The sequence below is a fragment of the Tsukamurella strandjordii genome (assembly GCF_039525985.1).
Taxonomy (GTDB): domain Bacteria; phylum Actinomycetota; class Actinomycetes; order Mycobacteriales; family Mycobacteriaceae; genus Tsukamurella; species Tsukamurella strandjordii.
Map to the genome: position 1 here is coordinate 1 of NZ_BAAAII010000010.1, position 24,628 is coordinate 24,628.

Annotated in this window: 24 protein-coding genes; 13 read left to right on the forward strand and 11 right to left on the reverse strand. The window is 71.4% G+C overall.

Annotation, left to right across the window (positions count from 1 at the left end; all coding sequences use genetic code 11):
- The coding region (gene purT / locus ABD108_RS17835) for a formate-dependent phosphoribosylglycinamide formyltransferase (protein WP_343930967.1) at positions 1-1,406 on the reverse strand (1,406 nt) is incomplete at its 3' end.
- A 135-nt stretch (positions 1,407-1,541) separates the two neighbouring features.
- On the opposite strand from purT, the gene ABD108_RS17840 reads away from it, so the two are divergent.
- The 6 genes from ABD108_RS17840 (at position 1,542) to ABD108_RS17865 (ending at position 6,448) form a co-directional block, all read left to right on the forward strand.
- Positions 1,542-1,664 (forward strand): hypothetical protein, encoded by a 123-nt coding sequence (locus ABD108_RS17840; RefSeq protein WP_343930968.1) that lies wholly within the window; start codon positions 1,542-1,544, stop codon positions 1,662-1,664.
- Position 1,665: 1 nt separating this feature from the next.
- Entirely contained in the window at positions 1,666-2,616 is a 951-nt protein-coding gene (locus ABD108_RS17845) for a PfkB family carbohydrate kinase (RefSeq protein ID WP_343930970.1), read from the forward strand.
- 70 nt (positions 2,617-2,686) lie between these two features.
- Entirely contained in the window at positions 2,687-3,685 is a 999-nt protein-coding gene (locus ABD108_RS17850; protein WP_343930971.1) for a D-isomer specific 2-hydroxyacid dehydrogenase family protein, read from the forward strand.
- Positions 3,682-4,719 carry a D-alanine--(R)-lactate ligase gene (gene vanA, locus ABD108_RS17855; protein WP_343930972.1) on the forward strand — a complete coding sequence of 346 codons (1,038 nt, stop codon included), beginning with the start codon at positions 3,682-3,684 and terminating at the stop codon, positions 4,717-4,719. Before ABD108_RS17850 ends, vanA begins: the two co-directional genes overlap by 4 nt.
- On the forward strand, positions 4,716-5,348 hold the full coding sequence (gene vanX / locus ABD108_RS17860; protein WP_343930973.1) for a D-Ala-D-Ala dipeptidase VanX: 633 nt from the start codon (positions 4,716-4,718) through the stop codon (positions 5,346-5,348). Before vanA ends, vanX begins: the two co-directional genes overlap by 4 nt.
- The gene (locus ABD108_RS17865) at positions 5,345-6,448 is read left to right on the forward strand and encodes a UDP-N-acetylglucosamine--N-acetylmuramyl-(pentapeptide) pyrophosphoryl-undecaprenol N-acetylglucosamine transferase (RefSeq protein WP_343930974.1); all 1,104 of its coding nucleotides are present in this window, start codon (positions 5,345-5,347) and stop codon (positions 6,446-6,448) included. The genes vanX and ABD108_RS17865 overlap by 4 nt, the downstream gene beginning before the upstream one ends.
- On the opposite strand, the gene ABD108_RS17870 is transcribed toward ABD108_RS17865, so the two are convergent.
- From ABD108_RS17870 to ABD108_RS17890, 5 genes are all read right to left on the reverse strand, one after another.
- Entirely contained in the window at positions 6,420-7,538 is a 1,119-nt protein-coding gene (locus ABD108_RS17870; RefSeq protein ID WP_343930975.1) for a sensor histidine kinase, read from the reverse strand. The two genes, ABD108_RS17865 and ABD108_RS17870, sit on opposite strands and share 29 nt — an antisense overlap.
- Positions 7,531-8,208, reverse strand: a complete 678-nt coding sequence (locus ABD108_RS17875) for a response regulator transcription factor (protein WP_220656734.1) — start codon at positions 8,206-8,208, stop codon at positions 7,531-7,533. Before ABD108_RS17875 ends, ABD108_RS17870 begins: the two co-directional genes overlap by 8 nt.
- 60 nt (positions 8,209-8,268) lie before the next feature.
- On the reverse strand, positions 8,269-8,892 hold the full coding sequence (locus ABD108_RS17880; protein WP_343930976.1) for an LpqN/LpqT family lipoprotein: 624 nt from the start codon (positions 8,890-8,892) through the stop codon (positions 8,269-8,271).
- Positions 8,892-10,547 carry a hypothetical protein gene (locus tag ABD108_RS17885; RefSeq protein ID WP_343930977.1) on the reverse strand — a complete coding sequence of 552 codons (1,656 nt, stop codon included), beginning with the start codon at positions 10,545-10,547 and terminating at the stop codon, positions 8,892-8,894. The genes ABD108_RS17880 and ABD108_RS17885 overlap by 1 nt, the downstream gene beginning before the upstream one ends.
- Before the next feature lie 226 nt (positions 10,548-10,773).
- Positions 10,774-12,060, reverse strand: coding sequence for an adenylosuccinate synthase (locus ABD108_RS17890; RefSeq protein WP_220656737.1), 1,287 nt, complete (start codon positions 12,058-12,060; stop codon positions 10,774-10,776).
- 84 nt (positions 12,061-12,144) lie between these two features.
- On the opposite strand from ABD108_RS17890, the gene ABD108_RS17895 reads away from it, so the two are divergent.
- A complete protein-coding gene (locus tag ABD108_RS17895) occupies positions 12,145-12,780 on the forward strand; it encodes a hypothetical protein (protein WP_220656738.1) in 636 nt (211 codons plus the stop codon).
- 1 nt (position 12,781) lies between these two features.
- Here ABD108_RS17895 and ABD108_RS17900 read toward each other — a convergent pair whose 3' ends face one another.
- Together ABD108_RS17900 and ABD108_RS17905 are read right to left on the reverse strand one after the other, a co-directional pair.
- Positions 12,782-13,948, reverse strand: a complete 1,167-nt coding sequence (locus ABD108_RS17900) for an FUSC family protein (protein WP_220656739.1) — start codon at positions 13,946-13,948, stop codon at positions 12,782-12,784.
- A complete protein-coding gene (locus tag ABD108_RS17905) occupies positions 13,908-14,327 on the reverse strand; it encodes a DUF3151 domain-containing protein (protein ID WP_220656740.1) in 420 nt (139 codons plus the stop codon). The genes ABD108_RS17900 and ABD108_RS17905 overlap by 41 nt, the downstream gene beginning before the upstream one ends.
- A 105-nt stretch (positions 14,328-14,432) precedes the next feature.
- On the opposite strand from ABD108_RS17905, the gene ABD108_RS17910 reads away from it, so the two are divergent.
- Complete coding sequence (locus ABD108_RS17910) at positions 14,433-16,193, forward strand: Rv0361 family membrane protein (protein ID WP_343930978.1); 1,761 nt, start codon at positions 14,433-14,435, stop codon at positions 16,191-16,193.
- Positions 16,190-16,762: a hypothetical protein gene (locus tag ABD108_RS17915; protein ID WP_343930979.1), complete on the forward strand. Its 573-nt coding sequence runs from the start codon at positions 16,190-16,192 to the stop codon at positions 16,760-16,762. The genes ABD108_RS17910 and ABD108_RS17915 overlap by 4 nt, the downstream gene beginning before the upstream one ends.
- A 6-nt stretch (positions 16,763-16,768) precedes the next feature.
- On the opposite strand, the gene fbaA is transcribed toward ABD108_RS17915, so the two are convergent.
- Positions 16,769-17,797, reverse strand: a complete 1,029-nt coding sequence (fbaA, locus tag ABD108_RS17920) for a class II fructose-bisphosphate aldolase (RefSeq protein ID WP_220656743.1) — start codon at positions 17,795-17,797, stop codon at positions 16,769-16,771.
- A gap of 50 nt (positions 17,798-17,847) precedes the next feature.
- Between fbaA and ABD108_RS17925 the strand changes: the two genes are divergently transcribed.
- Genes ABD108_RS17925 through ABD108_RS17940 form a run of 4 tightly spaced genes read left to right on the forward strand, consistent with a single transcriptional unit; the run spans position 17,848 to position 22,742 of the window.
- Positions 17,848-19,719 carry a Na+/H+ antiporter gene (locus ABD108_RS17925; protein WP_220656744.1) on the forward strand — a complete coding sequence of 624 codons (1,872 nt, stop codon included), beginning with the start codon at positions 17,848-17,850 and terminating at the stop codon, positions 19,717-19,719.
- A gap of 18 nt (positions 19,720-19,737) precedes the next feature.
- A complete protein-coding gene (locus ABD108_RS17930) occupies positions 19,738-20,457 on the forward strand; it encodes a DedA family protein (RefSeq protein WP_220656745.1) in 720 nt (239 codons plus the stop codon).
- Between the two features lie 6 nt (positions 20,458-20,463).
- On the forward strand, positions 20,464-21,099 hold the full coding sequence (locus tag ABD108_RS17935) for a DedA family protein (protein ID WP_220656746.1): 636 nt from the start codon (positions 20,464-20,466) through the stop codon (positions 21,097-21,099).
- Positions 21,099-22,742, forward strand: coding sequence for an ABC-F family ATP-binding cassette domain-containing protein (locus tag ABD108_RS17940; protein ID WP_343930980.1), 1,644 nt, complete (start codon positions 21,099-21,101; stop codon positions 22,740-22,742). The genes ABD108_RS17935 and ABD108_RS17940 overlap by 1 nt, the downstream gene beginning before the upstream one ends.
- Here the strand turns inward: ABD108_RS17940 and ABD108_RS17945 are convergent.
- Positions 22,739-23,860 (reverse strand): glycoside hydrolase family 76 protein, encoded by a 1,122-nt coding sequence (locus ABD108_RS17945; protein ID WP_343930981.1) that lies wholly within the window; start codon positions 23,858-23,860, stop codon positions 22,739-22,741. The genes ABD108_RS17940 and ABD108_RS17945 overlap by 4 nt on opposite strands.
- An 89-nt stretch (positions 23,861-23,949) precedes the next feature.
- A complete protein-coding gene (locus tag ABD108_RS17950) occupies positions 23,950-24,627 on the reverse strand; it encodes a TrmH family RNA methyltransferase (protein WP_220656749.1) in 678 nt (225 codons plus the stop codon).
- Between the last annotated feature and the right edge of the window lies 1 nt (position 24,628).

The following is a 24,628-nucleotide window of genomic DNA, read 5'->3' on the forward strand; positions in this document are numbered from 1 at the left end:
GGTGCTGCCGGGGGCGGCGACGCGGGCGGTGCTGCCGGGGGCGGCGACGCGGGCGCCGCCGGACGCTGCGTCGGGATCGCGCGCGTCGACATGTCCTCCTGCACCTGCGGGCGCTGGACGGGGACCGCGACCGTGGCCGGCGCACCCGGATCGACCGGGTCGGCGCTGTCGACCACGTTCACGCGGTTCGCGGCCTCCTGGGCGTTCGCCCGCGCCAGCTCAACGGTGTCGGCGGTCGCGACCACCACACCGAGGCGGCGCTTGGCGTACCCCTCGGGCTTGCCGAACAGCCGGATGTCGGTCTCCGGCACATCCAGTGCGCGGGCCACGTTGTCGAAGGCCACCGACGAGCTGTCCTTGGAGCCGTAGATCACCGCGGAGGCCGCCGGGGACATCAGCGAGGAGTCGACGGGCAGGCCCAGCACGGCGCGGGCGTGCAGCTCGAACTCGGAGAGCCGCTGCGAACCCAGCGTCACCAGACCGGTGTCGTGCGGCCGCGGTGAGACCTCCGAGAAGTACACGTCGTCACCCTTGACGAACAGTTCGACGCCGAACACGCCCCGTCCGCCCGCGCCACCGTCGCCGAGCGCCGTGGTGATCCGCCCGGCCACCGAGGTCGCCGCGTCGTAGGCGGCCTGGCTCATCGGCTGCGGCTGCCACGACTCCACGTAGTCACCGCCCTGCTGGCGATGCCCGATCGGCTCGCAGAACCGGGTGATCACCTTGCCGCGCTCGGCGTCGAAGACGCGCACGGTGAGAAGCGTGATCTCGTAGTCGAAGTCGACGAATCCCTCCACGATCACCCGCTCGTTGCGGACCCGACCGCCGGTCACCGCCGCCTCCCAGGCGGCCTCGACCTCGTCGGGCGTGCGGACCACCGTCTGCCCCTTGCCCGAGCTGGACATCACCGGCTTCACCACGCACGGGAAGCCCACCTCGCGCGCTCCGGCGCGCAGTTCCTCGACCGTGGACGCGAAGGCGTACGGCGAACAGGGCAGGCCCTGCTCCTCCGCGGCCAGCTTGCGGATGCCCTCGCGGTCCATCGTCAGCGAGACGGCCCGCGCGGTGGGGATCACCTCGGCGACGCCCTCCTCTTCGACCGCGATCAGCGCATCGGTGGCGAGCGCCTCGATCTCGGGGACCACGTACCGCGGCTTCTCCTCGTCGATCACGCGGCGCACCTCGGCGGCGTCGGTCATGTCGATCACGTGGCTGCGGTGAGCCACCTGCATCGCGGGCGCGTCCGCGTACCGGTCGACGGCGATCGTCTCCACCCCGAGGCGCTGGAAGGCGATCACCACCTCCTTGCCCAGCTCACCGGACCCGAGCAGCAGCACCTTCGTCGCTCCGGGCGTCAGGGCGGTGCCGATCCTGGGGTTTCCGCCGGTCTCGGTGAGGTTCGTCATGGGGACCATCATGGCAAACCGACCCGCCCGGAAGCACGCCGCAGATCCGTCGCCGCGCGTTCGCCCCGTTGTTCCGCGGGGAAACGGCCACCCGCGCTGGGCGGCGGCACGACCTTCTCCATATTCTTCGTGGTGATGATCCTCCAGCTGGTCTGGGTGATCCGCGTGATGCCGGAGACCACGGGCGTCCCGCTCGAAGAGATGGAGGCCGCGGTGGGCGCCGACGACGACGCTCCGCAGGCCACGAAGGGACACTGATATGACCGACCGGACCCTGTGCCTCGGCGAGGCCCTCGTCGACGTCGTGCTGCGCGAGGGCACCGAGCCCGCCGAGCACGTGGGCGGCAGCCTGTTCAACGTGGCCTGCGGCCTGTCGACGCTGGGCGACCCGGCCTCGATCCTGTCGTGGTGGGGCCGCGACGAACGCGGCGCGCGGATCGCCGACGCCGCCGCCCGCGCGGGGGTCGAGATCGTTCCGGGCACCGACGGTGCGCCGGCCACACCACTCGCGTACGCGCACCTCGACGCCGAGGGCCGGGCCACCTACGAGTTCGACCTCGGCTGGCGGGTGCCGCCGGTGGGTGGGCTCGAGCGGTACGGGCACCTGCACACGGGCAGCTTCGCGGCCACGCTCGCTCCCGGGGCCGACGGTGTGCGCGACATCGCCGCCCGCATCCGCGACCACGCCACGATCTCCTACGACCCGAACATCCGGCCCGCGCTCATGGGAACGCCCGAGGCGGTGCTGCCGCGGATCACCGAGCTGATCGGCCTCGCGGACGTGGTGAAGGCCAGCGATGAGGACATCGCCTGGCTGCACCCCGGTGAGCCGGTCGAGGACGTGATGCGCCGTTGGATCGCCGCCGGTCCGGCACTGGTGGTGGTGACCCGCGGGCCGTGGGGCGCCTACGCCCTGCTCGCCGGGAACCGGGACATGTTGCACGTGGACCAGCTGACCGTCGAGGTCGCGGACACCGTGGGCGCCGGTGACTCGTTCATGGCCGGACTCGTCTCGGGCCTGCTGGAGGCCGGCTACCTGGGATCGCGGTACGCCGCCCGGCGACTGCGGTCCGCGCAGTGGAGCGACGTCCAGCCCGCGCTGCACCGCGCGGTGATCACGTCCGCGCTCACGGTGAGCCGGGCGGGCGCCCATGCACCGTCGCGGGACGAGGTCGAGGTCGTCCGCGCGGGGGACCCCACCCTGCGCTGACGCCGGGATATCGCCGACGTATCGAAAAACGCATACGCCCCGGCAACACCCGGCCTCGTTGACTGGGTGCATGACCCAGTCGACGATCGCTCCGATCGCGGTCCGTGCACCGCGCCCCACCGGCATCACCGTCTACGGCTGCGTGGACGACGAGGCCGCCCTGTTCCGCACGGCCGCTCCCCGGTGGGGAGTGCCCCTCATCATCACCGAGATGCCCCTGTCGGAGGAGAACGTCCTCCTGGCCTTCGGGCGGCGCGCCATCAGCGTGGGCCACCGCACCCCGGTGCCGAATCCCGTTCTGCTGGCGCTGAGCCGGATCGGCGTGCGGTACGTCTCCACCCGCAGCGCCGGCTTCGACCACATCGATGTGGACTACGCCGCCGGCATCGGGATCACGGTGGGCAACGTCGACTACTCGCCCGACAGCGTGGCCGACTACACCCTGATGCTCATGCTCATGGCGATCCGCGATGCCAAGGCGATGGTGCGGCGCACCGATTCCCACGACTACCGGCTCAGCGGACGCCGCGGCCGGGAGCTGCGGGATCTGACCGTCGGCGTGGTGGGCGCGGGCCGCATCGGCGGCGCCGTCCTCGACCGGCTCACCGGCTTCGGGTGCCGGACCCTGACCTCCGACATCCGGGCCCACGACGGCCACGTCGATCTCGATCATCTCCTCGCGCAGAGCGATATCGTCACGCTGCACACCCCGCTCACCCCGGAGACCCACCACCTGTTGGACGCCGAGCGCATCGGGCGGATGAAGCCGGGCGCCATCGTGATCAACACCGGCCGCGGCGCGCTGATCGATACCGATGCCCTCGTCGACGCGTTGGAGAGCGGCCGTCTCGGCGGCGCCGGTCTGGACGTGATCGAGGGTGAGCACGGCATCTTCTACTCCGACCGCCGCGAGCACCCCGTCGAGAACTCCGCGCTGCTGCGCCTGCAGCACCTGCCGAACGCCGTGATCAGCCCGCACACCGCCTATTTCACCGATCACGCGCTCCGCGACACGGTGGAGAACAGCCTGATCAACTGCGTCAACTTCGAGAAGCGGGAGATCGCATGAGCAGGACCAGGATCGGCATGGTCTTCGGCGGAATGTCCGAGGAGCACCCCGTCTCGGTGAAGTCCGCGCGCGAGGTGGCGCAGCATCTCGATCCGGCCCGCTACGAGCCCTTCTGGATCGGGATCACCCGTGACGGGGCCTGGCGGCTGTGTTCCGGACCCGACGAGGGCTGGGACGGAGCGGATTCGGTGCCGGTACTGCTGTCCCCCGACCGCGGCGATCACGGACTCCTCGTGCGCGCCGGCGACGGCTTCCGGAGCATCCGGCTCGATGTGCTGCTGCCCGTGCTGCACGGACGGTACGGCGAAGACGGTGCGGTGCAGGGCCTGTTCGAGCTGTCCGGCGTGCCCTACGTGGGATGTGATGTGCAGAGCTCCGCCGTCTGCATGGACAAGTCGCTCGCCTACGTGGTCGCCGCGAGCGCCGGGATCCCGACGCCGGAGTTCTGGACGGTGACCGACGAGCGGCCCGCACCGCGATCACTGCCCTTCCCGGCGTTCGTCAAGCCCGCCCGATCGGGATCATCGTTCGGCGTCACCAAGGTGACCAGCGCCGACGACCTGCCCGGGGCGATCGCCACCGCCCGGGAGTACGACCCGAAGGTGCTCATCGAGGCCGCCGTCACCGGCAGCGAGGTGGGCTGCGCCGTACTGGGCGATGACCGCGGCCTCACCGTCGGCGAGGTGGACCACATCGCCCTCTCGCACGGCTTCTTCCGCATCCACCAGGAGGACTCCCCCGAGACCGGATCCGAGAACTCGACCCCGATCGTGCCCGCCGACATCCCCGCCGAATCGCGGGCGCGGGTGCAGCAGACCGCGATCGCCGTGTACCGCGCGCTGGGCTGCCGGGGCCTGGCACGAGTGGACCTGTTCCTGCGGCCCGACGGTGCGGTGGTCCTCAACGAGGTGAACACCCTGCCGGGACTCACCTCGTACAGCCGCTATCCGCGGATGATGGCGGCCGCCGGCATTCCCCTCTCCGAGGTCATCGACCGGCTCGTCTCCCTCGCCCGCACAGGAGGTGCACGATGAACACCGATTTCGTCTTCGTCGACGAGTACGTCCCCGGGATCCGCTGGGACGCCAAATACGCCACGTGGGACAACTTCACCGGCAGACCGGTGGACGGCTACCTGGCGAACCGGATCGTGGGCACCCGCGCCCTGTGCGCGGCCCTGCGGACCGCGCAGGAGCACGCCCAGGAGCACGGCTTCGGCCTGCTGCTGTGGGACGGGTACCGGCCGCAGCGGGCCGTCGACCACTTCGTGCGGTGGTCGCGGCAGCCCGAGACCGGGCGCACCAAGGCCCGGCACTACCCGAACATCGACAAGCGCGGCATGTTCGACGGGGGCTACGTGGCGGAGCGTTCGGGGCACAGCCGCGGTAGCACCGTGGATCTCACGCTGTACCACCGCGACACCGGCGAGCTCGCCGATATGGGTGGCGGCCACGATCTGATGGATGCGCTCTCGCACCACGGGGCCCCCGGCGTCCCACCGGAGGCGGCGGCCAACCGCCGCCGCCTGTGCGCGGTCATGGAGGACGCCGGATTCCTGCGCTACCCCAGCGAGTGGTGGCACTACACGCTGCGCGACGAGCCCTTCCCGAACACGTACTTCGACTTCCCGATCACGGTCTCCGTGGGACACCGCGCGGCATGACCCCGGAGGCTCCACCCCGGATCGTGGTGGCGGGCGGCCACTCGGCCGGGCACATCGAACCCGCGATGAACCTCGCCGACGCGATCCGCCGGCGGGAACCCGCGGCCGCGATCACCGCCCTCGGCACCGTTCGGGGACTCGACACCGCGTTGATCCCGGCACGCGGGTATCCGCTCGCACTGATTGCGCCGGTACCGCTTCCACGCTCGCTCGGCGTCGAGCTGCTCCGCACCCCGGGCAGGCTCGCGGCGGCGGTCCGCGCGGCCGGTGCGGTGCTCGACCGCACCGGTGCAGAGGTCGCGGTGGGCTTCGGCGGCTACGTCGCCCTCCCGGCGTACCTCGCGGCCCGCCGCCGTGGCATCCCGATCCTGGTGCACGAGGCGAATGCGTTCCCCGGCATCGCGAACCGGATCGGCGCCCGACTGACGGACCGCGTCTTCACCGCGGTCCCCGGCGTGCGGCTGCCGCACGCCACGGTGCTCGGCATCCCCCTGCGGCCGGAGATCGCAGCGCTGAACCGCGGCGCGGTGCGCGCGGCGGCACGAGGGCGGTTCGGGCTCCGCGCGGACGGCCCCGTCCTCCTGGTGACCGGCGGCTCCCAGGGCGCCGAGACGATCAACGCGGCCGCCTCCGCCGCGGCGCCGGCACTCCTGCGTGCGGGGGTGCAGGTCCTGCACATCACCGGCCCCGGCCGCGACGTGCCGCCGTCCGGTCCCGGATACGTCGCCGTGCCCTACGTCGACGCGATGCGATACGCCTACGCCGCAGCCGATCTCGCGATCTGCCGCGCCGGCGCGATGACCTGCGCCGAGCTCGCCGCCGTGGGCCTGCCCGCGGCCTACGTCCCGCTCCCGCTGCGCGGCGGCGAGCAGCGGCGCAACGCCGAACCGGCCGTCGCGGCCGGTGGCGGGGTGGTGATCGACGATGCCGCGCTCGATGCGGCATGGATCGAACGGGCGCTCGTCCCACTCCTGCTCGCGCCGGACCGCATCGCGGCGATGGCCGACCGCGCCGCCTCCGTCGGTGCGGCGGACGCGGGCGATCTCCTGGCGGTGCGGACGCTCGACGCGGTCAGGGCGCGGCGGGCAGGCGCACCGTGACCCGGAGGCCACCGTCGGGCCGGGGCGTGAGGGCGAGCGCACCGTCGTGCGCACGGACGATGCGGTCCACGATCGCGAGGCCGAGCCCGACTCCGGCGTGGTCGCCGCTGATCCGGCCGGTGCCGCGCTGGAAGGGCTCGGTGAGGGTGGCCACCACCTGCGGGCTGAGCGGCGGGCCGGTGTTCTCCACCGTGAGGATCGCGCTGCCGGAGTCGGTGCGGGTGTCGACCCGTACGCTGCCGCCCTCGGGGAGGTTGTGCACGATCGCGTTGTGCACGAGGTTCGTGGCCACCTGCTGGATCAGCGCCGGGGAGCCGGCGGTGGGGGTGATGTCGCCGGATGCTTCCAGACCCACGCCGCGGCTCTCTGCGAGTGGGAGCAGGGTCTCGACGGCCTCCTCCGCGATGAGCGAGAGGTCGACCGGCTCGCGGGCGAAGGAGCGGCGGTCGGCGCGGCTGAGCATCAGCAGCGCCTCGGTGAGATCGATCGCGCGGGTGTTCACGAAGTGGAGCCGCTCGACCAGCTCGTCGTCCTCGCGCTTCGGATCGCTGCGGGCCACCTCGAGCAGGGTCTGCGTGATGGCGAGCGGAGTGCGCAGCTCGTGCGAGGCGTTGGCGGCGAAGCGCTGCTGCTCGGCCATGTGCGCCTCCAGTCGCGCGAGCATCGCATCGAAACTGTCCGCCAGTTCCCGGAATTCGTCGTCGCTGCCCTCCAGCTGGATCCGGTGCGCGAGCGAGCCGTCCGCGGCGAGCCGCGTGGCGTGCGTAATCCGGGTGAGCGGCGCCAGCATGCGGCCGGCCAGGAGCCACCCGCCGATCAGACCGAAGACCAGCAGGAAGCCCAGCATCAGGAAGGCCTTGGGCGCGAACGCGGTCTGCAGGTCGGCGCGATTCGGGATCCCCATCAGCTGCGGGCCCGCGCCCGAGCCCGGTTCCCGGGGCCCGGGATACGGGACCGCGATCACCTCGGGCACGTAGCGCAGCAGGAACACCCACACCACGGCCAGCAGCAGCCCGCCGGCCACCATGAGGAAGGCCGCATAGCTGAGCGTGAGCTTGAGGCGGACGCTGAGCCCGGGCCGCCTAGGCATCGGCGACCCCGCCGGTGTCGATGCGGTAGCCCACGCCCGGCACCGTGGCCACGATGCCCGGTTCCCCGAGGCGTTTCCGCAACGCCGACACCGTGATCCGCACGGCATTGGTGAACGGGTCGGCGTTCTCGTCCCAGGCCCGCTCCAGCAGTTCCTCTGCGCTGATCACGCCGCCCTCCGCGGCGACCAGCACTTCGAGGACCGCGAACTGCTTGCGCGTGAGGGCCACGTACCTGCCGTCGCGGTACACCTCGCGGCGGAACGGGTCCAGCCGCAGCCCCGCCAGTTCCCGCACCGGCGGGCGGCTGTGCGCCCGGCGGCGGTCGAGGGCGCGCAGCCGCAGCACCAGCTCCCGCAGTTCGAAGGGTTTGGTCAGGTAGTCGTCGGCACCCAGCTCGAAGCCGGACTCCTTATCGTCGAGCCGGTCGGCGGCGGTGAGCATGAGGATCGGCATACCCGTGCCGGACGCCACGATGCTCGCCGCGATCTCGTCGCCCGACGGTCCGGGGATGTCCCGGTCCAGCACCGCGATGTCGTAGGAGTTCACGCCCAGCAACTCCAGCGCGGTATCGCCGTCCCCGGCGATGTCGGCGGCGATCGCCTCCAAGCGGAGGCCGTCGCGCACCGCCTCCGCCAGATACAGCTCGTCTTCGACGACCAGGACACGCATGACCCCATGCTACGAGCCGCCACCTATCGCGGGCGTATCGATTTCCGCGGATCGGCGCAGTCAGGCGTCGGTGATCTTCAGGCCGTCGGTGAGGGTCCGGACATCGCCGCGCAGGTCGTTCGCCTGCTTGTCGGTGGTGGTCACCAGGAGCTGGACCGCCAGGCGCTGATCCTTGGTGCTGTGGATGACGTAGGTCGAGGAGACGGCGAGCCGGCGGCCCTTACCGTCGTCGTAGCTGCCGCTGATCGTCGACGAGGGGTCGCCGTCGCGGGTGCCCACCTGCACGGCGTCCTGCCGGAATCCGGGGTACCGCGTGGTGTCGACGGGGCCGCGGCGGACCGCTTCGGCGGGATCGACATCGCCGGTGAGCCGGTGCACGAGCACGGTGGCGTTCGGTGTGAAACCGTCGCTGGTGGCGCGGGTGTTGGCGATCACCGCGAAGGTGTTCGGGAGCTGGAAGGCACTGTCGACGAACCAGTTCGGCGGCTGCTGGACAGCGATGCGCACACCCTTGAGGTCGGCGGCGGTCTGCGCGACCACGGTGACCCCGTGCGATTTGAGGTACTCGTCGAGGGTCATATCGGTCGCGGCGGAGGCGCTCGCGGGCGCCTCGTCGCCGGACCCCGAGCATCCTCCCGCGGCGAGAAGCGCGACCGCCACCACGGCGGAGAGCGTGCGGCGCACTACTTCTCCTTGCCGAGCGTGACGCCGATGAGGCCGCCGATCGTGCCGACGGCGAGGTTCGCGGCGCCGCCGATGCCGCCACCGATCGTGCGCCCGATGAGCTCGGCCGTCGGTCCGACGATCCGGGGCAGTCCCGGGACGTCGAACGGGGACGCGCCGACCTTGCCGATGAGCTCGCCGACCGCTGCGCCCAGCGTGGGGAACTGCGTCGCGGCGCCGACCACGGCGCCTGCGGGGCCGGCCTGTCCGGCACCCTTGAGCGCGGCGTCGGCGGAGGCCCGCAGCGCGGCGAGCAGCGGGGTGCCGGAGGTCGCGGAATCGATACCGCCGCCGATGATCCCACCGATGTCGCCGCCCGCGGCGGCGGCCTTGAAGCCGCCGGTGAGTGCGTCGCCGACCACATCGCCCACGACACCGCCGATCGATCCGCCGATGCGGGCGCCGGCGTAGGGCAGGCCCGCGGCGAGGAAGGGCACCAGGACCACGCCGACGCCGGTGACCGAGGCGGCAGCGGAGGCGACGGCGGCCAGCGAGGTTCCGATCGCGCCGCCGACCGCCGTGCCGGTGGCTCCGGCCACGGTCTTGGACAGCGGCACGAGCACCTGCTCGGCGGAGGTGAGGACGGCGCCGCCGACGCCCGGCAGGCTGCGGGCCAGCTCCGTGGTCAGCCCCTTGACCGTGGCACCCGCGATGCCGAGGCCGCCGCCGATCAGGTCCAGTCCGTGGTTCCAGCCGATCAGCTCGCCCGCCGCACCCTCGACCGCACCGGCGGCCACCGCCGCGATCGCGGAGCCGAGCGAGGAGCCCAAGGTCCGTGCGGGGGTGGCGAAATCGGCGCCACCGACCACGCCGACCACGCCGCCCGCACCGGTGCCCAGGAGGCCGCCCACGGCGCCACCGAGGGACTGTGCGAGCTGCACGAACGGGCTCTGCGGGGCCGGGACGGTCGTGGCAGCGCCCGAGCCCGCGGACGGTGTGATCGTCGGCTTCGACGCATCCGCCGACGTCGCGCCGTCGGACGGTGCGGTGGCGCCGGTGGCCGACGCGGTGGTGGTCGACGCGCTGGTGGTCGGCGCGGTGGTGGCCGTCTCGGTCGTGGGCGCCTCAGTCTTGGGCGCCTCAGTCTTGGGCGCCTCGGTCTTGGGCGTCTCGGTCTTGGGCGCCTCGGTCTTGGGCGTCTCGGTCTTGGGCGCCTCGGTCTTGGGCGCCTCGGTCTTGGGCGCCTCAGTCTTGGGGGTTTCGGTCTTGGGGGTTTCGGTCTTGGGGGTTTCGGTCTTCGGACCGTCCGTCGACTCGGTCGCGGACGATCCGGCCGTCGAGGACCCGGCCTTGGGAGTGTCGGTCTTCGGTTCGTCGGCGGTGGGCGCATCGGCCGTGGCCGGCCCGGCCGCGGCGGCGGTGTCGCCGGAGCCCGCGGCGGCGGCCCCCTTGGAATCGTCTGCGGTGGAGGATGATCCGGACGAATCCGCGCCGGACGAGGCGCTGGCACCGTCGGTCGGATCACCCGCGGTGAGGACGTATTCGACGGTCGGCGCCGCGCGCTCCGCGGTCGGCGGGGCCACGAGCTGGGCACCCACCACCCCGACCACGGTGGCGGCGGCGAGCACCGATGTCAGCGCGCCACTACGGATGGACTTCCACGTCTTCAGCTGCATGAGCGCCCCAGGGGATGAGAGGACCGGCACGGGAGATGAGCCTCCGCGACGGCATCGCCGGAGACCCGAGTTCCGAAGGCCGGCACCGCGTTTCGCTGTGCAATATCAACAACCAAGGTTGCTGTTCGGCCAACGTTGGTAACCCTAAGGCCGGAACCCCGCGGCCGCTACCCGTGGACGCTGTGAGGACCGTCTCACCACCGGGCGATCCGCCCGGACGTGCGGCCTAGACGATGGCGCGGCGCACGATCGTCTCGTCGCGGCCCGGGCCCACGCCGATGCACGAGATGTGCGCGCCCGAGAGCTCCTCGAGCCGCAGCACGTAGTTCTGCGCGTTCTGCGGCAGCTCCTCGAACGTGCGGCAGCCGGAGATGTCCTCCCACCAGCCGGGCATCGTCTCGAAGATCGGCTTCGCGTGGTGCACCTGCGACTGGGTGGTGGGCATCTCGTCGTAGCGGACGCCGTCGATCTCGTAGGCCACGCAGATCGGCACGTTCTCGATCGAGCTGAGCACGTCGAGCTTGGTGAGGAAGTAGTCGGTGATGCCGTTGACGCGGGTGGCGTACCGGGCGATCACGGCGTCGAACCAGCCGCAGCGCCGCGCGCGGCCGGTGGTCACGCCCACCTCGCCGCCGTGCTTGGCCAGGTACTCGCCCCACTCGTCGAAGAGCTCCGTGGGGAACGGGCCCGAGCCCACGCGGGTGGTGTACGCCTTGAGGATGCCGAGCACCGTGGTGATCCGGGTGGGACCGATGCCCGAGCCCACCGACGCGCCGCCGGAGGTGGGGTTCGACGAGGTGACGAACGGGTAGGTGCCGTGGTCGACGTCGAGCAGGGTGCCCTGCGAGCCCTCCAGCAGCACCGTCTCCCCGCGCTCGAGCGCCAGGTTCAGTTCCAGCCGGGTATCGGCGATGCGGTGCTTGAAGCTCTCCGCGAGCTCCAGCGTCTCGTCGACCACCTGGCGCGGGTCGAGCGCGCGACGGTTGTAGATCTTGGTGAGCACCTGGTTCTTGAACTCCAGTGCCGCTTCGACCTTCTGCGTGAGGATCGACTCGTCGAGCACGTCCTGCGCCCGCACGCCCACGCGGGCGATCTTGTCCTGGTAGCAGGGACCGATGCCGCGACCGGTGGTGCCGATCTTCTTGTTGCCGAGGAAGCGCTCGGTGACCTTGTCGATCGCCACGTGGTACGGCATCAGCAGATGCGCATCGGCCGAGATCAGCAGGTTCGAGGTATCCACATCGCGGGCCTCGAGTCCGTCGAGCTCCTGCAGCAGGACCGACGGATCGACCACCACGCCGTTGCCGATGACGTTCTTCACGCCCGGGGTCAGAATGCCCGACGGGATGAGGTGGAGTGCGAACTTGTCGCCGTTCGGGAGGACCACGGTATGGCCGGCGTTGTTGCCGCCCTGGTACCGCACCACCCACTGGAGCTTCTCCCCCAGGAGGTCGGTGGCCTTTCCCTTACCTTCGTCGCCCCACTGGGCGCCGATCAGCACGATCGCGGGCATGAACGATCTCCTTCCGGCTCACAATCCAGCACTGGATTCACCTCGAATTCTTGTGAGCCGTACTGCGACCTTACAGTAGGTGCGGTGAGCTCCGTGACCCAGAGCACCGTCGTGCTGCGTGCGCCAGACGTCCGTATCCCCGGAAGTCTGCGCGACCTCGAGACCGTCACCGTCGACCTGGATTCGGTCAAGGCCGAACTCAAGAAGAAGATGCCGTACCCCAAGCGACTCGTCGTGGCCGGCCCGGATGAGCTGCTCGCGGCCGTGATCGCGCGGCTGCTCGCGGCCGAGCGGCTCGACGTGGAGGTGGCCTTCGCGCCGTCCGAGAACTCGCGGGCGTCGGCGATCTACCCGCCGGGCGATCCGCTGACCGGCGCGCCGCGCTCGGTGCCGCTGATCCGCGACGACCGCGGCTTCGTGCTGGTGGGCCAGGCCCGGATCACCGGACCCGACGGTGGGCCGCTGACCGGCGAGACCTTCGTGGATTCGGAGAAGCTGTTCACCGGGCAGGCGAAGGCGATCATCGTCGAGCCCACCGGCGAGGGGGCCGGTGTGCGGGCGCGGCTCGCCAAGGGCATGCGCCGCAAGTGGGTGACCGGACGCGCCGCACAGACCGGCGGCCTGGAGCTCGTGGTGACCCGCGACGGCCGCACCGATCCGACGGTGGTGACCCGCTCGACCTTCTACCGGCACACCGACGACTGGCTGCTGATCAGCTGATTCAGGTGGGCTGCTCGGGCTTGGGACGCGCGCGAAGCACCGCGATCGCCGAGGTGCGCTTGAGGCCCGCGACCTGCAGCAGGTCGACGATCGTCGAGCGCAGCTGCGCGTAGATCACCATCTCGTTGAGCGAGCCGCCGTCCTCGACGTGCAACTGGTTAGCGCGCCGCGCCGCCGACCGCAGCACCCGCGCCGCGTCCGCCTGATCGGGCTTCGCGCCCGGCTCCGCCAGCACCACGTCCCGCAGGATCTTGAACGACTCGGCGAGCCTGCCGACCTCGGTGATCAGCGCCGGGTCGATCCGCTCGCCCTCCTGGTTCGAGGCGATCGCGCGCCGCGCCATCACCCGGATGTTGCGCACCGCGTTGTCCAGCGGATCGGCGATCGCCTGCAACCGGTCCATCCGGCCGCGGGAGCTCCAGAACACCGGCGAGACCTTGGCGATCTCGATGCCGCCCGCCAGATCGGCGGTCAGCTGGTCCAGATCGGGCTGGGTGGAGCGGGCGGTCTCCAGGGCCCAGTCCAGCGAGGAACGGTCACCGTCGGTCAGTCCGGCCGCGATGGAGGCCACCACGCGGCGCATGGTGTCGAGCACCTTCGCGGCGTCCTTGCGGGGCCGGCGCGCGGGGTTGTTCGGGATCAGCGCGGCGATCACCACGCCCACGAGTCCGCCGATGAGGGCGTCGAGCATGCGGTTCCAGCTGGCCGCCGAGCCGGGCGGCAGCAGCGTGGCGATGAGGACCGCAGACGAGGCGGCCTGCATCGGCACCAGGGGCCCGCGATCGGCCAGCACGGCGACCGACATCGCGATCGCCACCACGAGGGCCAGCTGCCACGGTCCGGTGCCGATCTGGCTGACCAGCAGGTCTCCGACGCCGATCCCCACGGTGACGCCGCCGACGAGTTCGAGCGACCGGCGCAGCCGCTGGGTGAGCGAGAGTCCCAGCGAGATGACCGCGGCGATCGGCGCGAAGAAGGGCGAGACGTGCCCGACCAGGTCGTTCGCGATGTACCAGGCGATGCCCGCGGCGAGCGCGCACTGCAGGATCGGCAGCTTGGAACTCCACAGCCGCCGGGTGCGGCTCTGGATGACCTGCGGCAGCTCGTTGTGCCGCCGCCGGAGGCGACTAGTCGGCGAGGCCGAGCCGGCCGGCGGCTTCGGGGTCACTGTCGTTCAACAGGTCGAGGCAGCGGAGGTACTCGTCCTCTTCACCGATGGTCTTGGCGGCGAGTGCGAGCGCCGCGACCGCCCGCAGGAAGCCGCGGTTGTTCTCGTGGCTGTACGGGACGGGGCCGAAGCCCTTCCAGCCCTGCCGCCGCAGCTGGTCCAGGCCGCGGTGGTAGCCGGTGCGGGCGTACGCGTACGCCGCGACGGGCTGGCCATCGGCGAGGGCGGCCTCCGCGAGCGTGGCCCAGGCCAGCGAGGACGTGGGGTTCTCGGCCGCGACCTCGACCGCCGGGCGGCCCTTGGTCAGCTGCAATTCGGGTTCCTCGTCGATGTCGAGGAGCACCGGGGGCGGGCCGAGGAGATCACCGAACGACGTCATGGTCCCAGTCTTGCACGAGGGCGGGCGGCTAGTCTGTCAGGTGTTCCGCACGCGGCGTGCCGACTGCGGAGGACGTTCGACGGTGACTGAGGGGATGGCTGATCAATGGCGCGGGATTCATACCGGCGGGCGTTCTCGCGAGTGCGGGATCAGGTGGCACCGCGGGTCTCCGAAGGCGCCAAGAACGCGTACTCCGCCTATCGCACGTTCCGCGAGACGCGGGAGGCGGCTCGTCCGGACGCCCGCGCCACGAATGCCGCGAAGGCGCTCGGCAGCGCCCCCGGCGACGCGGTGACGCCCTCGCATTCCGATTCGCTCGCCGAGCTCGTCGAGTCCGCGGCGCCGCCCGCCGCGCCGAGCGAGGCCGAGACCACCGCGTTCGCCGCGGCCGCGAAGCCCGACGAGGCCGACGCGGCTCAGTCCGGCGAGGCTCAGGCCGAGGAGCAGCCGGCGCGCCCCCAGGCCGTCAGCGCCTCCGAGGCCGAGACCCGGGTGATCCCCGTAGCCCAGCGCGCCGGCGCCGCGAAGGACGAGGAGCCCGAGGCTCAGGACTCCGCCGAGACCGAGGAATCGACGGAATCCGCGGAGGCCGAGAACGAGGCCGCCGCGCCGAGCGAAGCCGAGACCCGGGCCATCCCGGTGGTGCAGCGTGATCAGGTCGAGCGCGACGACACCGCGACTCCCGACGAGGCCGACTCGGAGCCGGAGACCGCCGAGGAGGCCAGCGCCGAGGCCGACGAGGCCGACGAGGCCGACGAGGAGGCAGCGAAGCAGACGGCCGAGGCGCCCTCGCCGCTGCGCACTGTGGGACCGGTCGCCTCAGCACCCGTCGTGGCGACCGAGGGCGCGGTCACCGACGACGCGGACACCACGGATGACGTCGCCGAGGACGAGGACGCAGCCGACGAGCCCGAGGCCGCAGCCGACGACGCGGAGGACACCGCGCCGGACACGGCCGCGCCGTCACCGCTGCGGACCGTCGGCCCCGCCGCGACCGCGCCTTCGACGGACGCCGACGCGACCGACCCCGAGGCCGAGGCCGAGGCGCCCGCACCGGAGGACGACGCTGACGCCGAGGCCGAGGCGATCCCCGTCGTCGAGCGGCCCGCTACCGAGGCGCCCGCACCGGAGCAGGACGCCTCCGAGTCTGACGACACCACTGACGAGGCGGCCACCGAGGCCATCCCCGTCGCGACCGCGCAGCCCGACCAGGCGGTCATCGACACCGAGCGGAACGAGCTGCCGGACGCGACGCCCGCGACCGAGATGATCCCGCTGTCCGGTGCCTCCGCTGCCGCGGCGGCACCCACCGAGCAGGCGCCGGCGACGCCGGACGCGCCGCCCGCACCCGCCGCCGAGCGGTCGGTCCCCGAGTACTACGCGCCCACCGCGCAGGGCACCACGCCGCCGGAGAAGTCGGGCGGTCGCACCAAGTGGATCGTGGCGGCCGCAGTGGTGGTGATCGCCGCGATCGTCGCCGCGGTGCTGCTGCTGACCGGTGGCGGCAGCACGACCGATCCGTCGGACCCGCGCCAGCAGGCGGCCGCCGCGACCACCTCCTTCGTCGGCGCCGTCAACAGCGGCGATCTCACCGCACTGCGCGAGCAGACCTGCGGCGCCGCGAAGCAGTACTACGACGGGATCGAACCCGACGAGTTCCAGCGGGTGCACACGAACGCCAAGGCCGACGGCCTGCTCCCCGAGCTCGACAGCCTGCAGGCCGTCGCCATCCAGGACGATCGCGCCGAGGTCCAGGTCGAGGTGCACTACTCCGGCCAGCCCGACGCCAAGGTGAAGAACACCCTGAACCTGTCCAAGGACGGCGACGGGGCCTGGAAGGTGTGCACGCAGATGGGCGCCCCATGACCTCGCCCTCGGACCACCCCACGCGGCGCACCGGACGCCCGGCCGACGCGGCGCCCCCGGCGAGCGGCCCCGCCGCGAACACCCCGGCAGCAGCACCCGGCGGGAACCCGGGCCCGCAGCAGCCCCCGGCACCGTCCACGCAGGCGGCCCCGATGCGCAAGCCGAGCCCGGCACCGTCGGCCCCGAAACTGGCCTACTCGGAAGTGCCGCAGCCGCAGGCACCGTCGAACACCGAACAGATCGCGCGCGGCTCGTCCCGGATCAAGCCGCCGCCGCGCACCCCGCGCAGCCCGGCCCGGCCCGGACAGCCCGCGCCGCAGCGACAGATCGCCCCGAACGCCGAGACCCTGCGCCGGCCGCTGCCGCCGCAGGCTGCGAAGCCCGCACGGCCCGCCGCTCCCGCACCGCAGGCTCCCGCTCCCGTCGCGGCGGCCGCCCCGGCACCACCGGCGCCGCAACCGCACCCGGCCCCCCACGCACGACCGCGGCTCACCGGCCCGGAATGGGCGGCGGCCGCGGTCATGGTGTTCCTGGTGCTGGCCGTGGTCGTGGGCGTGGCCCTGGCCTAGCGGGTACTACTTCGCGCTGATCGACTTCCCGGCCGAGTGCAGGTCGTTGCAGGCCTCGACGACACGCTCGGCCATCGAGGTCTCGGCCTTCTTCAGGTACGCGCGCGGGTCGTAGGTCTTCTTGTTGCCCACCTCGCCGTCGATCTTCAGCACACCGTCGTAGTTGCTGAACATGTGGCCGGCCACCGGGCGGGTGAAGGCGTACTGGGTGTCGGTGTCGACGTTCATCTTCACCACGCCGTAGCTCAGCGACTCCTCGATCTCGCTCTTGAGCGAGCCCGAGCCACCGTGGAAGACGAAGGAGAAGGGCTTGCTGCCCTCGGGCAGGCCCAGCTTCTCCGAGGCCACGGCCTGGCCGTCGCGGAGCACCTCGGGACGCAGCTTGACGTTGCCCGGCTTGTACACGCCGTGGACGTTGCCGAAGGTGGCGGCCAGCAGGTAGCCGTCGGCCCCCAGGGCGTCGACGGTCTTGCCGAAGTCCTCGTTGCTGGTGAACAGCTTGTCGTTGATCTCGTTCTCGACGCCGTCCTCCTCGCCGCCGACCACGCCGATCTCGATCTCCAGGATGATGTTGGCGGCCTTGCACTTGGCCAGCAGCTCCTGGGCGATCTCCAGGTTCTCGTCGAGCGGCACGGCCGAGCCGTCCCACATGTGCGACTGGAACAGCGGGTTCTGGCCGTTGTTCACCCGCTCCTGCGAGATCTCGATGAGCGGGCGGACCAGGCCGTCCAGCTTGTCCTTGGGGCAGTGGTCGGTGTGCAGCGCGACGGTGACGTCGTACTTCGCGGCCACCACGTGCGCGAACTCGGCCAGCGCCACGGCACCGGTCACCATGTCCTTCACGCCCAGGCCCGAGCCGAACTCCGAGCCACCGGTCGAGAACTGGATGATGCCGTCGCTGCCGGCGTCGGCGAAGCCCTTGATGGCCGCGTTGATCGTCTCGCTCGACGTGCAGTTGATGGCAGGGAAGGCGTAACCGCCCTTCCGAGCGCGGTCCAGCATCTCCCGGTAGGCCTCGGGGGTTGCGATGGGCATGTCTATGTCCTCCTGAGCGGTCTGCGTTACTTCAGTGTCAGACTATCGCCATGGAGCTCGCAGTTGGGCTGGTCGCCCTGGTAGCGACCGTTCTGGTGGTCAGTGCGTTCTGCGACAGACTCGGTCTGGCCGCGCCGCTGGTGCTCACCGTGATCGGTATCGCCGCCTCGTTCATCCCGCAGATCCCCGAGGTGCCGCTGCACCCGGATGTGGTTCTGCTGGGCCTGCTTCCACCGTTGCTGTACGCCGCGGCGTCGCGGGCCTCCCTGGTGGATTTCAAGGAGAACATCCGCCCGATCGGCATGCTCTCGGTGGGCCTGGTGCTGTTCACCGCGGCCGCCGTGGGCGTGGTCACGTCCTGGCTGCTGGACATCCCGTTCGCCGCGGGACTGGCGCTGGGCGCCATCGTCGGGCCGCCCGATGCGGTGGCCGCGACCGCCGTGGGCCGCCGCATCGGCCTGCCCCGCAAGGTGACCACTCTGCTCGAGGGTGAATCGCTGTTCAACGACGCCACCTCCATCGTGCTGCTGCGCACGGCGATCGCCGCGGTGGCCGGGACCATCGGCTTCTGGCAGGTGCTCGGCTCGTTCGCGCTCAGCGCCGTGGGCGGTGTCGCGGTGGGCGTGCTGGCCGCGATGCTGATCCGCTACGCGCTGCGCCGGGTCACCGATCCGATCCTCACCACGGGCATCACGCTGATCAGCCCGTGGATCGCCTACCTGCCGGCCGAGCACATCCACGCCTCGGGCGTGGTGTCGGTGGTGGTGGCCGGGCTGATCGTCGGCTTCTGGGCCCCCACCGATCAGACGGCGGTGGGCCGGATGTCGGCGCGGATCAACTGGAGCACGGTGCAGTTCCTGTTGGAGAACGCCGTCTTCCTGTTGATCGGCCTGCAGATGCGCACCATCTTCGAGGGCGCCGACGCCTCGCCGATCGGCTGGCCGCTGATCCTCACCACCTGCGCCGCCGTCATGGTGACCGTGATCCTGGCGCGGATGGTCTTCTGCGCGCCCGCCGCGCTCGTCGCGGTCCGAGTGGACGAGACCGCCCAGCGGCTCAACGTGGGCGAGGTGACGGTGCTGTCCTGGGCGGGGATGCGCGGGGTGGTCACCCTGGCGGCGGCGTTCATCCTCCCGCTCGACTTCCCCGACCGGGAGGTGCTGCTGTTCGCCGCCATGACGGTGGTGGCCGGCAGCCTGCTGATCCAGGGTTCGACGCTGCCCGCGCTGGCCCGGGTGCTGCACGTGCGCGGCCCCAACGCCCGCACCGACGCCCTGCAGCAGGCCGTGGTGATGCGCTCGGCCATCAACGCCGGCCTGGAGCGGCTCGACCAGATCGAGGCGAGCCCGCAGAACACCGTCCCCGCGCCGGTGATCGACGGGATCCGCGAGCGCGCCATCAGCCGCGAGCGCTCCTTCTGGGAGCGGCTCGGCCCGGAATCCCACGACACCCCGGCGGCGCAGGTCCGCGAGGTGCGCTTGCAGATGCTCGACGCCGAGCGCGCGGAGGTGCTGCGGCTGCGCGACAACGGGCAGGGCGACCACGAGGTGCTGGAGCAGGTGCTGGCGATGCTCGACGTCGAGGAGGCCATGCTCACCGTCTCGGCGAACCGCAGCGAGCGCGTGGCCGTGGCCGAACTGCTGACCCCGCCGTGGACGTCCGACGAGTGCGATCACCTCCGTGTGTCCGATTCGTTCAACGATCCGATTCCGCTGAGCGAGAACTGCCTCGAATGCGTCGCGGCGGGCGAGAATCCCGTGGCCCTGAGACTGTGCCTGACCTGCGGACACGTGGGTTGTTGCGATAGCTCCGAGGGCAAGCACGCCACGGCCCATCACGAGCACACCAACCACCCCGTGATCCGCAGTTTCCAGCCCGGGGAGTCCTGGCGCTGGTGTTACATCGACGAACTACTCAAATAGACCCGGTATCCTTGCCAGGTGTATTTCAATGACCTGACGCTGGCCTCTTCGACCACCCTTCAGGCCTTCTCGATCTCGGACATCACCGATCCGGTGGCCGTCCTCAACGCCTTCGGGCCGATCGCGCTCGTGGGTCTGCTGCTGGTCGTGTTCATCGAGTCCGGCGTGCTGTTCCCCGTGCTCCCGGGCGATTCGCTGCTGTTCGTCGCCGGGCTGCTGACCGCCGCCGGCACCGGCGCCGCGGTCGGCGAGGCCACCTACACGGGCTCGGCGATGTCGCTGCCGGTGCTGCTGATCGGCGTCCCGATCGCCGCGATCCTCGGCTCGCAGGTGGGTTACTTCATCGGTCGCTTCGGCGGCGAGAAGCTGTTCAAGCCCGACGCCCGCTTCCTCAAGACCAAGTACCTCGACGAGTCGCACGAGTTCTTCGAGAAGTACGGTCCGGCCACCCTGGTGCTGGCCCGCTTCGTGCCCTTCGTGCGCACCTTCGCGCCCGTGGCTGCCGGCGCCGCGCACATGAACTACGTCAAGTTCGTCATCTGGAACGCCATCGGCGCCATCATCTGGGGCGACGGCATCCTGCTGCTCGGCGTCTGGCTGGGCCAGATCGACTGGGTGCGCGACAACATCGACAAGATCTTCATCGGCATCGTGCTGGTGTCGGTGCTCCCGATCGTCTGGGGCGTCGCGAAGAAGTACCTGTCCGACCGCCGCGCGAACTCCTCCGCCAGCGCGTAGGCCGCCGTGCTCGAATTCGTCCAGAACGCCGGGCCGGTGATGATCTGGCTCGTCGTGGCCGGGTTCGTCTTCGCCGAGTGCGCCTTCATCATCGGTCTGTTCCTCCCCGGTGATTCCCTGCTGCTCACCGCCGGCCTGGCCATGGCCACCACCGGCCACTCGGCGGCCTCGGTGTGGGGCCTGGCGCTGGCCGCCTTCCTCGCCGCCATCGCGGGCAACCACGTGGGCTACGGGATCGGCGAGAAGATGGGCGATCACGTGCTCGCCAAGCAGGACGGGCGCTACCTCAACGCGAACAACCTGCACCGGGTCAAGGAGCTGATGGACAAGCACGGCTTCTTCTCCGTGCTCATCGCCCGGTGGATCCCGTGGGTCCGCACCCTGTGCCCGCTGGTCGCGGGCGCGGTGGGCATGGACAAGCGCAAGTTCACCATCGCCTCGATCCTCGGCTCGCTGATCTGGGCGCCCTTCCTGCTGCTGGTGGGCTACTACGCGTCGTCGGCGCTGCAGGACTACAAGTGGGTCCTGGACTGGGCGCTGCGCGGCATGATCGTGATGCTGATCGTGGGCACGATCGTCGGGATCGTGGGCTACCGGCGCGAGATGGCCAAGCCGAACGTCTCCGTCGATCTCGAGGACTAGTGACCGTCCTCCAGGCGCGCGACCTGTCCGTCGCCTACGCCGATCGCAGCCTGTTCTCCGGTCTCGACCTGGTGATCGCCCCCGGCGAGGTGGTCGGGCTGGTCGGCGCCAACGGGGCCGGGAAGTCGACGCTGCTCAAGCTCCTCGCCGGACAGCACGCCGCCGGCGGACCCGACGTGACGGGCACCGTCGAGAAGTCCCCCGTCGATGCGCAGGTGGGCTACCTCGCGCAGGAGCCCGAGCGGCGGCCGGGCGAGACCATCACCCGGTTCGTGGCGCGCCGCACCGGCGTCGCGGCCGCGGAGGAGACGATGAACGCCGCGGCGGAGGCACTCGCCGACGATCCGTCCGAGGACAACTACACGCCCGCCCTCGACCGCTGGCTCGCGCTCGGCGGCGCCGATCTCGACCAGCGGCTGGCCGCGATCCTCGCGGACGTCGGGCTGCCGGATCCGGACGCGGAGATGACGGGCCTGTCCGGTGGGCAGGCCGCCCGCGCGGGCCTGGCAGCAGTGCTCGCCTCGCGGTACGACGTGCTGCTGCTCGACGAGCCGACCAACGATCTCGACCTGGCCGGCCTGGAGCTGCTGGAGCGGTTCGTGGCCGATGCCGCGACCGCGATCGTGGTGGTCTCGCACGACCGGGAGTTCTTGGCGCGCACCGTGACCACGGTGGTGGAGCTGGATCTGGCGCAGCAGCAGATCGGCGTGTACGGCGGCGGCTACGAGGCCTATCTGACCGAACGCGAGGTGGCCCGGCGGCATGCCCGCGAGGAGTACGAGCAGTACGCCGGCAAGCTCTCCGATCTGCAGGACCGCGCCCAGATGCAGCGGAACTGGATGGAGCACGGCGTGCGGAACGCGCGCCGGAAGATGAAGAACGGGGACCCCGATAAGGCGGGCCGGAAGGCGCGGTTGGAGTCCACGGAGAAGCAGGCGTCGAAGGCCCGGCAGACCGAGCGGGCCATCGAGCGGCTCGACGTGGTCGAGGAACCGCGCAAGGAGTGGGAGCTGCGGATGGAGATCGCCGCCGCCCCGCGCTCCGGCACTGTCGTGGCCACCCTGTCCGGCGCCACCGCGGAATTCCCGCGGCTCACCGTCGGGCCGATCACGGCGTCGGTCCAGTTCGGCGACCGCATCCTGCTGACGGGGCCGAACGGGGCCGGTAAATCGACGCTGCTGTCGCTGCTGCTGGGCCGCCGGGTGCCCGATAACGGATCGGCATCGCTCGGCTCCGGCGTCGAGATCGGCGAGATCGACCAGGCGCGTGGGCGTTTCCTCGGCGACGACGCGCTACTGGACGCGTTCTGCGCCGAGGTCCCCGACACCCCGCCGGCCGATGTACGCACCCTGCTCGCGAAGTTCGGACTGCGCGGGCACCACGTGCTGCGACCCGCATCGTCGCTGTCACCGGGCGAACGCACCCGCGCCGCGCTGGCACTGCTGCAGGCCCGCGGCGTGAACCTGCTGGTGCTCGACGAGCCCACCAACCACCTCGACCTACCCGCGATCGAGCAATTGGAGCAGGCCGTGGAATCCTTCGACGGCACCGTGATCCTGGTGACCCACGATCGCCGCATGCTCGACACCGTGCGCGCCACCCGCCGCTGGCGGATGGACGCCGGGCGGCTCAGCGAGGACTAGGCCCGGGCGAGCGCCGCGGCGGCCTCCATGGCCATCCAGCCACCGATCTGCACCGAGAGGTCGCGCTCCGGCGTTTCGCTGGAACGCACTGTGCCACCGGTGAAGTAGGCCGCCTGGCCGGTAGAGCCCGGAATGCGAGCATCGCGGGTCCAGTCGGCGCTGAAGAGCACCTTGCCGTCCACCTCGCGGGCGCCGCGCCACGCCGCCTCCGCGGAGGCGAAGACGATCTCGGCCGCGGCGTCGCGCACGTCGTCGGTGCCGGGGCCGCCGCGCAGCTGCACCGCCGCGAGCGCCAGGTAGCGGATCAGGATGCCGTTGAACAGGCCGCCGTCGCCACCGTCGCCACCGGCGATCACGTGCCCCTCCGTCATCAGCCGGGACACCGCGGCGATCAGCTTCGCGACCCGCTGAGCGTGCTCCGGATCGTCGTCGGCGGAGAGCTCGGTGTCGAGTCCGATGGTGACGCCCTGGCAGTAGGTGTACTTCTCCGGGTACAGCTTTCCGTTCTCGGGATCGTCGTAGCTGCCGTCGACACCGTCGTTGATGAGCCCGGTCTCGGGGTCCAGTAGGCGCCGGTACAGCCAGTCGGCGGTCTCCTCCGCGCGCTCGAACTCCCCCATCCGCGCCAGGTAGATCCCGGCGGGACCGTTCGCCGGTGCGTTGAGGAACAGTCCCGTGGTGCGCCACGGAATACCGCCGCCCGCCTCGGGCACCCACGCCTTGAGGAAGGTGCCGGTCAGGGTGCGCAGCCGCCGGGCCGCGTTCACGCCCGCGTACCGCTGCGCCCGCTCCAGGGCGAGCCCCATCCACGCCATATCGTCGTAGTAGGAGTTCGTGACGCGCAACAGGTTCCGGAGCCGGTGCCCGCGCGCCAGCTCGACCACCAGCTTGCGGGTGCTGGGCGCGCCGTCGCGGATGTAGGCGTCGACCGCCACGTCCAGCAGATGCGCCTGCCACCAGTAGTTCCAGCTCAGCAGCAGCGCGTCGCGCCGGGTGGGCGGGTACGCCGGGATCCCGAGCCGGGTTCCCGGAATCCCCCACACCGGGCGGACGTGCCGGTCCACCACCGCGGACTGCGCCGCCGCCGCGCGCTGGTTCCATTCCACCGCCGTCGTCATACCCACATCAGACCATGGTTAGCCGACCGAAGTCTGAGCGGACGGCGAGATTTCTGTCGCAGTTCGGGCCCGGACGGCCTCGGCTCGCTCTACCAGGCGGCGTCGAGGTCGGCGTGTTCGCGCACCCAGGCGTGCATGGCGATCCCGGCGGCCACACCCACGTTGATCGACCGGGTCGATCCGAACTGGGCGATCGACACCGTGGTCCCGGCGATCTGCCGGGCGTCGCCGGACACGCCGGGCCCCTCCTGCCCGAACAGCAGCACGCACCGTCGGGGCAGCGAGCCCCGCTCCAGCGGCACCGATCCGGGCTGGTTGTCGACGGCCACGATGGGAAGCTCGCGCTCCGCGCACCAGGCCGCGAAGGCCTCGGCGTCGGGGTGGTGCCGGATGTGCTGGTAGCGGTCGGTCACCATGGCACCCCGTCGATTCCACCGCTTGCGGCCGATGATGTGCACGGCCTTCGCGCCGAAGGCGTTGGCGGTGCGCACCACGGTGCCGATGTTCGCGTCGTGGCCGAGGTTCTCGATGGCCACCTCGAACGGATGCCGGCGGGTGTCCAGGTCGGCGACGATGGCCTCGCGCGTCCAGTACCGGTAGCCGTCGACCACGTTGCGGCGGTCGCCGTCGGCGAGCAGCTCGGGGTCGTACTTCGGGTCCTGCGGTGGTTCGGTTCCGTACTCGTCGCGCCAGGGTCCGAGCCCGACGGTGTGCGGTCCGGGCACGCCGGTCACCCACTCGGTGGGACCGAGGTCGGACTCGCTCACG

Coding starts and splice junctions, on each gene's coding strand:
- vanX (WP_343930973.1), top strand. CDS start 4,716: ATGAACACCGATTTCGTCTTCGTCGACGAGTACGTCCCCGGGATCCGC.
- ABD108_RS17870 (WP_343930975.1), bottom strand. CDS start 7,538: ATGCCTAGGCGGCCCGGGCTCAGCGTCCGCCTCAAGCTCACGCTCAGC.
- ABD108_RS17905 (WP_220656740.1), bottom strand. CDS start 14,327: ATGACGTCGTTCGGTGATCTCCTCGGCCCGCCCCCGGTGCTCCTCGAC.
- ABD108_RS17915 (WP_343930979.1), top strand. CDS start 16,190: ATGACCTCGCCCTCGGACCACCCCACGCGGCGCACCGGACGCCCGGCC.
- ABD108_RS17925 (WP_220656744.1), top strand. CDS start 17,848: ATGGAGCTCGCAGTTGGGCTGGTCGCCCTGGTAGCGACCGTTCTGGTG.
- ABD108_RS17850 (WP_343930971.1), top strand. CDS start 2,687: ATGACCCAGTCGACGATCGCTCCGATCGCGGTCCGTGCACCGCGCCCC.
- ABD108_RS17885 (WP_343930977.1), bottom strand. CDS start 10,547: ATGCAGCTGAAGACGTGGAAGTCCATCCGTAGTGGCGCGCTGACATCG.
- ABD108_RS17840 (WP_343930968.1), top strand. CDS start 1,542: ATGATCCTCCAGCTGGTCTGGGTGATCCGCGTGATGCCGGAGACCACG.
- ABD108_RS17845 (WP_343930970.1), top strand. CDS start 1,666: ATGACCGACCGGACCCTGTGCCTCGGCGAGGCCCTCGTCGACGTCGTG.
- ABD108_RS17875 (WP_220656734.1), bottom strand. CDS start 8,208: ATGCGTGTCCTGGTCGTCGAAGACGAGCTGTATCTGGCGGAGGCGGTG.
- ABD108_RS17865 (WP_343930974.1), top strand. CDS start 5,345: ATGACCCCGGAGGCTCCACCCCGGATCGTGGTGGCGGGCGGCCACTCG.
- ABD108_RS17890 (WP_220656737.1), bottom strand. CDS start 12,060: ATGCCCGCGATCGTGCTGATCGGCGCCCAGTGGGGCGACGAAGGTAAG.
- ABD108_RS17945 (WP_343930981.1), bottom strand. CDS start 23,860: ATGACGACGGCGGTGGAATGGAACCAGCGCGCGGCGGCGGCGCAGTCC.
- fbaA (WP_220656743.1), bottom strand. CDS start 17,797: ATGCCCATCGCAACCCCCGAGGCCTACCGGGAGATGCTGGACCGCGCT.
- vanA (WP_343930972.1), top strand. CDS start 3,682: ATGAGCAGGACCAGGATCGGCATGGTCTTCGGCGGAATGTCCGAGGAG.
- ABD108_RS17910 (WP_343930978.1), top strand. CDS start 14,433: ATGGCGCGGGATTCATACCGGCGGGCGTTCTCGCGAGTGCGGGATCAG.